Below are 3,621 nucleotides of genomic sequence, written 5' to 3'. Positions count from 1 at the left end.
GGCGGAAGCGGCGGTTGATTATATACAGGACGGTATGAAGGTCGGACTCGGCACGGGGTCCACGGCCTATTGGGCAATCCGCAAGCTGGGCGAACGCGTCGCCGAAGGATTGAAAATAACTGCGGTCGCGACATCACGCGCTTCGGAGCAGCAGGCCAGAGAGCTCGGCATCCCGCTCGTGTCTTTTGGCGAGATTAACCGTCTGGACGTGACCATCGACGGCGCGGACGAACTGGACGGAGAGCTTCAGCTCATCAAAGGCGGAGGCGGAGCGCTCCTGCGGGAGAAGATTGTGGCAACAGGCAGCGACCGGATGATTGTAATCGCCGATGAGAGCAAGGTGGTCCGGACGCTCGGAAAGTTTCCGCTGCCGGTGGAAATCGTGCCGTTTGCCTGGGAATGGACTGTGGCGGATCTGGCCAAGCTCGGCTGTGTTCCGGAGCTTCGGCAGGGCGGTGCAGACTTGTATAAGAGTGACAATGGAAATTACATAGCGGACTGCCGGTTTGAAATCATTACATCTGCTCCCGAGCTGGCTCTGGCTCTTCAGTCCATTCCCGGTGTGGTCGAGCATGGCCTGTTCATCGGGATAGCGGATATGGCGATAGTCGGAAAAAGCGACGGAAGTCTGCAAATCATCAATAGCGGAACAGCATAAGCATGTCCATCCCCCGCAAAGTCTGGATAAGGAGGATTGCGGCGGCATGCCTTATCGTGTATTCCGCCTGCCTGCTTTACTGGATGTTCCTCGGCTTTGGCCGGACTGCGCGCTATGGTCAGCCTATGCGGTACAGCCTTGTCCCGTTGAGAACGATAGGGTATTATCTTTCGGCCGGCGGTGAAATACCTTTAACTGTCCGGCTGGTCAATCTGCTGGGCAACGTCGCCGTGTTCGTTCCTTTTGGCATACTGATACCTGCGGTCACTAGCAGACTGCGGTCGGCCGCCGGTCTGGCCGTCCTGTGTATCCCGTGCATTACGGCGCTCGAGATTCTGCAAATGCTGCTGCGCGCCGGGAGCTTTGACGTCGATGACATCCTGCTTAATCTGCTGGGAGTGTGGACCGGCTTCGGACTGCTTCGGCTGTCTTGCATAATGAGAAGAAGGAGATTATGAATAGAGATGCTTACAGATATTAAATCCAGGCTGGATTCCCCTGCGGTGGAGGAGTTATTGTCTTACGCCGTCATATCCGATCCCGGCGAAGTCGAATCGGCCCGAGCGGAATACAGGGCGGAAACCTCCCTTCAACTGTACGGCTGGGAGGATGAGGGGCTGCTGGTCGGCCTGATCGGCTTTGAAGAGACCGAGGACGGCTCGATCGATATCCGGCACATTGCCGTACTCCCGGAGAACCGCGGAAAAGGCTATGCGCGCGGGATGATTTTGGAGCTGCTGACAGACCGCAATCCCCGTTATGTGATCGCTGAAACCGAGGACGAGACGGCGGCTGATTTTTACCGGAGTCTGGGCTTTATGGTTTATTCTTTGGGAGAGAACGGTTCCGGTATCGAGCTGCTTCGCTGCGTGTACGAGGTGGAAGAATCGGAGGACTAATTTAAGTTTTAGGGGGGACTTCCCGCAAGTCATCAAGGTGATGGCTTGCGGGAAGTCTTTTTTGTCGTGGACAGGACTTCGCTTGACTTTTCAAGCTGATCGAAATATAGTTCTACAATAGAACAGTTCTACTAGCGAACCATTTACGAGAGGAAGTGATTATTTTGGATGATGAAATCAAACAGTGGATTTACCGCTACATTGACGCGTATCACATTGTGACCCGGCGGATCAACGCCCGGATCAGGGAAAGCATCGACGAGGGTCTGACGAGTGAGCAGTTCCAGATTCTCAGGCTGATCGACGGGCAGCCCCGCTGCACCTCGACTTATCTGTCGGAAGCTTTATGTGTGGGCAAAAGCTCCATTACCGCAATGATCAACCGGCTCGCGGAGGCGGGCATCATCGAGCGGACCCGGGACGAGCACGACCGGCGGCTCGTTTATCTGACGATCACAGAGTACGGGCGCAGTATATATGAAACAGCGGAAGAAAAGGTGCTGGAGGTCATCTCGCCCTATTTAATGAACTTCAAAAAGGACAAGGTCGAGCAGTTTATCACCATGTTCGAAAGATTGTCGAAGTTAATGCAGGAACCGGGAGGAAGAAACGAATGAGAGGTATTTTGAAAGCTAGATGGGCGATTATCGCGGTATGGTTGGCGGCGGCCGTCGTTCTGGTCATGACCGCTCCGTCATTCCCCGATCTGGTTCGGGAAAAGGGACAAGTATCGGTTCCTCCGGGCTACACATCCTCCACAGCGTCCCAGATTCTGCGGGAAGTGTCCAATGCCAAAGGCGGAGAAACGCTTCACCAGGTGGCGCTTGTATTTAACAAGCCGCAGGGAATTGGTAAGGAGGAGACGGAGAGCATCCGCCAAGGAGTGGCAAAGCTTGGCGAGAACAAGGCGTCGCTTAGTGTGGAGAGCATTACGGACCCTTTTTCCCAGTCAGCCTTGAAGGATGTCCTGATTGCCAAAGATGGCAAGACGATTATGGTTGCTCTGTCGGTAAAGGGCGGGAATGATGCCGTCAAGGCGCTCCCTGACAAGGTGGCTCCCCTGCTGAAAGATGTAGACGCCGATCATTACCTGACCAGCGAGGGTTTGATTACCGAGGATACGATTCTTAGCGCGGAAGCGGGACTCAAGAAGTCGGAATACATTACGGTCGTCTTTATTCTGCTGATTTTGTTCGTCGTGTTCCGTTCATTCGTGGCTCCGTTCGTGCCGCTGCTGACAGTGGGGCTCAGCTATATCGTTTCGCAGTCGGTCGTGGCGTTTCTTGTGGACCGGTTCGATTTCCCAATCTCCACATTTACGCAAATCTTCATGGTGGCGGTCATGTTCGGCATCGGGACGGACTACTGCATCCTGCTGATCAGCCGGTTTAAAGAAGAGCTGGCCGCATCAGAGGATACCAAAACCGCCATTATGGAGACGTATCGCAAGGCGGGCGGGATGGTGTTCTATTCCGGTCTGGCCGTGTTTGTCGGCTTTGTCGTCATCGGCCTGTCCAAGTTCATTCTGTACCGTTCGGCCGTGGCGGTCGCGGTCGGAATCGCGGTGATGCTGATTGCGCTTATTACGGTGGTACCATTCTTTATGGCGGTGCTGGGCAAGAAGCTGTTTTGGCCGTCGCGCGGCAGTCTGGAGCACAGGGAAAGCCGGATTTGGGGTGCGGCAGGTTCTTTTTCTTTAAAAAGACCTTGGGCGGCGCTGCTGATCGTGGCGGCCATCGTGCTTCCTTTTCTGCTGACCTATGACGGCAAGCTGTCGTTCAACAGCCTCGATGAAATCGGCGACCGTTACGCATCGGTCAAAGGCTTCAATATTATCGCGGACAGCTTCGGTCCGGGCGAATCGATGCCGGGCAAGATCGTCATCAAGAATGATGACCGGATGGACAACGCGGAATACATGGGGCTCGCCGAAAAAATCAGCCGCGAGGTTGAACAGGTCGATGGAGTGAAGACGGTCCGCAGCATGACCCGGCCGGCCGGCGAGCAGATTAATGATTTTCTGATTCCGACGCAGGTTGGAACGCTGTCAGAAGGCTTGGACAA

The 3,621-nt window shown here is 54.8% G+C and carries 5 protein-coding genes; all 5 read left to right on the top strand.

What is annotated here, in order from left to right; all coding sequences use genetic code 11:
• Window positions 1-658: ribose-5-phosphate isomerase RpiA (gene rpiA, locus L691_RS0107975; RefSeq protein WP_025689871.1), on the top strand; the 658-nt coding region annotated here is incomplete at its 5' end.
• Window positions 659-660: 2 nt separating this feature from the next.
• Window positions 661-1,116 (top strand): VanZ family protein, encoded by a 456-nt coding sequence (locus tag L691_RS0107970; protein ID WP_025689869.1) that lies wholly within the window; start codon window positions 661-663, stop codon window positions 1,114-1,116.
• Window positions 1,117-1,122: 6 nt separating this feature from the next.
• The gene (locus L691_RS0107965; protein ID WP_025689867.1) at window positions 1,123-1,557 is read left to right on the top strand and encodes a GNAT family N-acetyltransferase; all 435 of its coding nucleotides are present in this window, start codon (window positions 1,123-1,125) and stop codon (window positions 1,555-1,557) included.
• A 164-nt stretch (window positions 1,558-1,721) separates the two neighbouring features.
• Complete coding sequence (locus L691_RS0107960) at window positions 1,722-2,174, top strand: MarR family winged helix-turn-helix transcriptional regulator (protein ID WP_025689865.1); 453 nt, start codon at window positions 1,722-1,724, stop codon at window positions 2,172-2,174.
• On the top strand, window positions 2,171-3,621 hold a 1,451-nt coding region (locus L691_RS0107955; protein WP_025689864.1), incomplete at its 3' end, for an MMPL family transporter. The genes L691_RS0107960 and L691_RS0107955, both read left to right, overlap by 4 nt.

It is taken from the genome of Paenibacillus zanthoxyli JH29 (assembly GCF_000520715.1).
GTDB classification, from domain to species: domain Bacteria; phylum Bacillota; class Bacilli; order Paenibacillales; family Paenibacillaceae; genus Paenibacillus_AQ; species Paenibacillus_AQ zanthoxyli.
Note: the sequence above shows the minus strand (reverse complement) of the source record. Positions and strands in the feature narration are given on the sequence as shown.